The 486-nt window shown below is 35.4% G+C and carries 1 pseudogene; it reads right to left on the minus strand.

What is annotated here, in order from left to right:
• Positions 1-486 (minus strand): annotated as a pseudogene (locus tag KVT34_RS29820) (S-layer homology domain-containing protein); the annotation flags it as partial.

Raw genomic sequence — 486 nt, forward strand, 5'->3', positions numbered from 1 at the left:
TAAGTTACCAGCTATGTCAGTAGCTCCTACGATTGATACTACAACTTCAGTGATTTCTTTATCGTCAGCTAGATTAATAAGTACAAAATCTTGACCTTCTTTAAATTTGTTATCTTCGTCAGTAAATACAGCAGCACCTTGCGTACCAGTTACATTACCAACTGTTTTAATTGGCTCAGAGAATAAAACTTTAGCAGTGTTTGCATTTACATATTCTACACCTTTAACTTCTGGGCGAGCTGTATCTGTATAAGTAAGAGTTTGTGAATGTCTAGCAGTTTTCACTTTAGCATCTGCTTTCGTTGCAACAGGTTCTACAACTAACACAGCATCTTTAGCACCGTTTAATTCAGCGAAAGTTACCACAACTGTTTTGTTGTCGCTAGAAACTTTAACGTCTGTAGCGGCTTTATTGTTTAAAATGAACAATTCTGGTTTAACTTCATCTTTGTTAAGTTCAGTACCGAATTTAACTTCTACTTGTTT

It is taken from the genome of Paenibacillus sp. GbtcB18 (assembly GCF_019091125.1).
GTDB lineage: Bacteria > Bacillota > Bacilli > Paenibacillales > NBRC-103111 > Paenibacillus_F > Paenibacillus_F chitinolyticus.